Annotated in this window: 3 protein-coding genes; 2 read left to right on the forward strand and 1 reads right to left on the reverse strand. The window is 71.4% G+C overall.

Annotation, left to right across the window (positions count from 1 at the left end):
• Positions 1–293 precede the first annotated feature (293 nt).
• Both CCN51_RS48090 and CCN51_RS48095 read left to right on the forward strand, forming a co-directional pair.
• Positions 294–1832: a hypothetical protein gene (locus CCN51_RS48090; protein ID WP_014180629.1), complete on the forward strand. Its 1539-nt coding sequence runs from the start codon at positions 294–296 to the stop codon at positions 1830–1832.
• Positions 1833–1999: 167 nt separating this feature from the next.
• Positions 2000–3451 carry an alkaline phosphatase PhoX gene (locus CCN51_RS48095; protein ID WP_014180630.1) on the forward strand — a complete coding sequence of 484 codons (1452 nt, stop codon included), beginning with the start codon at positions 2000–2002 and terminating at the stop codon, positions 3449–3451.
• Positions 3452–3653: 202 nt separating this feature from the next.
• On the opposite strand, the gene CCN51_RS48100 is transcribed toward CCN51_RS48095, so the two are convergent.
• The coding region (locus tag CCN51_RS48100) for a TerD family protein (protein ID WP_211303321.1) at positions 3654–4245 on the reverse strand (592 nt) is incomplete at its 5' end.

Raw genomic sequence — 4245 nt, forward strand, 5'->3', positions numbered from 1 at the left:
AGGTGTGTATGAGAGACGGGGGCGTGGGGGTGGGGCGTGCTCCGGCGCCTGTGGCGTCGGTCGCTCATGTCGTATGCCGGGCCGATGGCCGAATTCGCAGGCCGACGTCCCCTTGACGGCACATCGGGACGAAACAGCCCCACCTTCCGTCTAGGCTGGGACCGGTCGCGCCCCTAGCGCCGCGGCCCCTCCTGAGCACGATCCATCCCAAGAGTTCCATCACGCGTTCAACCGTTTCAATCGTTCCAGCCGTTTCGTCCGCTCCACCCGCTCCCGAGGAGATGACTCCGCCGATGCCCGGAGACCGCCCCACCCTGCCGCCCGTGCGGCTTCGCTCCGAGGCCGAACTCGCCCGGGACGCGCTCAGCGCCCCGCTGCTGGCCCGCGCGGTGCGGCTCGCCCGCTGGGCCGGGCCGCAGCGGCCGGTCGCGGCGGGCGGCGTGCTGACCGAGCCCGATCTGCGGGCGGCGGCCGAGCACCTGGGCTTCGGCACCGACGAGGAGGGGCCGGGGTACGCGGCGGAGGCCTGGCAGCTGGCCGTCGACACCGGGCTGATCGAGGTCCAGGAGCCCGCGCCGACGGCCGAGGGAGCGCCCACGGCCGAGGGAGTACCCACGGCCGAGGGGGGCGTCGACGAGGACGGAGCCACGGGGATCGCCACCCCCGGCGAGGAACTGCGGCTGATCACCGAGGGCAGCCCGCGGGACATCCTGGACATCTGGCTCGGCGGCTTCGAGACCGTACTCGCCGACGCGGCGGCCCCCGACCTCGCCGAGATCGTCGACCAGATCGGTGACGACGGCGAGATCGACCTCGACGAGATCGACTGGAACCCCGAGGAGGAGGCCGACTTCCTGGACGGGGTGCTGGGCAATCTGTATCTGCTGACCGCCCTGGACGAGGAGGACGCCGGCCGCGCCGTGCCGCTGCCCGCGCTCGCCGCCGCCATGATCGTCCCCGAGGACATGGAGGAGCCCACCGACGACATCCTCGAGGAGATCTCCGAGGCGATGGTCCGCCTCGACGACCAGTTCCGGATGCTGGAGCCGACCGGCCTGGTCGAGTACCAGCCCGTGGACGAGGCGCTGATCGAGGAGGTCGACGGCGAGGGCCGCTTCCCCGAGACCGCCGGATCGTCCTCCGGCTCCGACCCCTTCGGCCCCGACGAGGAGGACGTCTCCCGCTACGGCATGGTCAGGCTCACCCCGCTCGGCGTCTTCGGCGTGCGCAACCGGATGCTGGACGCCGGTATCGACGCCCCGGCCGTCGGCGACCTGGCCGACAAGGGCGCGGAGGTCCTGCTGGACGCCCTGCCCGGACACCCGGAGACCGCCGCGCGCGCCGAGGCCGAGCAGTGGCTGGCCCGCCGTACGCCCGACGCGGCCGCCCGTGAGCTGCTGGCCGCCGCGCGCGGCGACGACACGAGCGCGCCGCTGCGCCGTCTGGCCTGCCAGCAGACGCTCTCGCTGGTCGGGGACGCGGCCGAGCCCGCGCTGCGCGAGGTGCTGGACGACCGGCACCTGGGCGGTCTGGCCCGGGTGTGGCTGGCCGAACATGCGATGCCCGACGTCCCGGAGCCGTCCGAGGAGATGGTGTTCTGGCTGACGGTGGACACCATCGCGGCCCAGCTCGCCGCCGAAGGCGACTCCGCCGAGCTGCGGGAGCTGGTGCGCGGCCTCGTCGAGCAGTCCGGGAGCTTCTTCGACTCGGCGTGGCGGGTGGACCACCCGGCGACCGCCGAGGTGCTGGAGGCGATGGGGCGGCTGCACCCGGACAAGAAGACCGCCAAGGAAGCGCGGAAGGCGGCCTTCAAGGCGCGCTCACGCGTCTGAAGCTCCACAGCTCACGCGCCTGACGCTCCCGCGGGAGCCTGGCGCCGGTTCAGCCTGTCCGCGTCAATCGGACCGTCGATGTCGCGTCCAGTTCAACTGTTGTTCGGCCAGGGACGGGAGCGTAGGCCCGCAGTCGGTGGACAGATCTGGCCATTCAGGAGATGAAGATGCCGCTCACCCGCAGAGACTTCGCGAAGAGTTCCGCGTATACCGGTGTCGCCCTCGTCGGCAGCGCCGGGGTGCTCGCCACCGCCCCCGGCGCGCTCGCCTCGGAGCCTGCCGAGGACCTGACCACCGACGCGGCCGAGCGGGGCGGTGCCCGGCTCGGCTACGGCCCGCTCGTCACCGACCCCAAGGGCCTCCTCGCGCTCCCCGCCGGCTTCAGCTACCGGGTCATCACCCGCACCGGCCAGACCAAGCTGGAGTCCGGCGAGTCCACCCCCTCCAACCACGACGGCACCGCCACCTTCGAGGGCACCCGCGGCGCCACGCTGCTCGTCAACAACCACGAGCTGAAGGGCCCGCGGGCCGACTGGCCGCACCCCGTGCCGCTGACCGAGGGCCTGGTCTACGACCCGGCGGCGTCCGGCGGCTGCACCGTCGTCGAGGTCTCCAAGCACGGCGACCATGTCACCGAGTGGGTCGGCATCGCGGGCACCTCCACCAACTGCGCGGGCGGATCCACTCCGTGGGGCACCTGGCTGACCTGCGAGGAGACCGAGGACAAGGCCGGCAAGAACGGCATGACCAAGGACCACGGCTATGTCTTCGAGGTGGACCCGCACGACCGTCGGGCCAACCGCGACCCCAAGCCGATCAAGGCGCTGGGGCGCTACGCCCATGAGGCGGTCGTCGTCGACTCCAAGCGCGGCCACCTCTACCTGACCGAGGACGCCTCCGGCCCGAACGGCCTCTTCTACCGCTGGGTCCCGCCGCGCGGCTTCGAGCACGGGCGCGGCAAGCTGCGCACCCTCGCCGATGACGCGGGCGTGCTGCAGGCCCCCAAGTGCTTCGACTCCGGCGGCAACTTCATCGACGACCTGTCGCGCGCGACCAAGACCGGCACGGTCTACGGCGTCGACTGGGTGGATGTGCCCGACCGCGACGCGAAGTCGGTCCCGGTGCGCAAGCAGTTCGACGTCGGCCAGGTCACCCGGGCCCGCAAGTTGGAAGGCATGTGGTGGGGCGACGGGGGCACGTACATCGTCTCCTCGTACGCCCGTGAGGAGAGCCCGGTCGCGCACGACGGCCAGGTCTGGTTCTACGACCCCAAGCGGCGCACCCTGACCCTGAAGGTGCTGCTCGGCGTCAACCCCGACCCGTCCAAGGACGGCGCCTTCGACGGCCCCGACAACATCACCGTCTCGCCGTACGGCGGTCTGGTCATCGCCGAGGACGGCGAGGGCGTCCAGCACCTCTTCGGCGCCACGGACGACGGCCGTACGTACCCGATCGCGCGCAACGAACTCAACATTGGCACCGCGGAGGAGCCGGAGTACAGCGAGTTCACGGGCGTCTGCTTCTCGCCCGACGGCCGCACCCTCTACGCCAACATCCAGACTCCCGGCATCATGCTGGCCATCACCGGCCCCTGGCGCCGCCAGCGCCCCCGCGGCTGATCATCCCTCAGCTCCGGGCCGTCCCCGCGCACCTGGCGGGGGCGGCCCGTATTTTCTGCGATACCTCTGCCCTCTCCGCTCGTTGTACGGGCTACGGGACGGCCCGGGCCGGAGCGCCGACCTTCCTCCCTCTTCGGCGGTCCGGCCTGGGCCCCCGGTGCCGGGCCCGTCCTGGATCAGCTGCTCGGCCGGCTCAGCCGGCTCAGAGCGCCTTGCCGGCGGGCTTGACCATCCCGCGGACCGTACGGGAGTCCACGTACTCGCCCATCGCGGTCATCTCCCACTCACCCGAGAACTGCTTGATGAACTTGGCCATCATCACGCCCGTACGCGGCTCGGAGTGGGTCAGATCGAAGCGGACCAGCTCCTCGCCCGTCCCCGCGTCCAGCAGGCGGCAGTAGGCCTTCGCGACATCGGTGAACTTCTGGCCGGAGAAGGAGTTGACCGTGAAGACCAGGCCGGTGACCTCCGGCGGCAGCCCGCCGAGGTGGACCGTGATGGTCTCGTCGTCGCCACCGCCCTCGCCGGTGAGGTTGTCGCCGGAGTGCTGGATCGCGCCGTTGAGAATCGAGAGCTTGCCGAAGAAGCAGGCGTCGATCTTCTTGCGGTCCACCCCGAAGGCGATCACGGACGCGTCGAGGTCGATGTCCTTGCTACGGAAGGCGGGCTCCCAGCCCAGGCCCATCTTGACCGAACTCTGCAGCGGTCGGCCGCCCTTGACCAGCGACACCGTCTGGTTCTTCTGGAGATTGACGCGGCCCTTGTCGAGGTTGATCTTCCCGGTGCCGGGCGCC

It is taken from the genome of Streptomyces milbemycinicus, from assembly GCF_002154605.1.
GTDB lineage: Bacteria > Actinomycetota > Actinomycetes > Streptomycetales > Streptomycetaceae > Streptomyces > Streptomyces milbemycinicus.

Coding starts and splice junctions, on each gene's coding strand:
- CCN51_RS48090 (WP_014180629.1), top strand. CDS start 294: ATGCCCGGAGACCGCCCCACCCTGCCGCCCGTGCGGCTTCGCTCCGAG.
- CCN51_RS48095 (WP_014180630.1), top strand. CDS start 2,000: ATGCCGCTCACCCGCAGAGACTTCGCGAAGAGTTCCGCGTATACCGGT.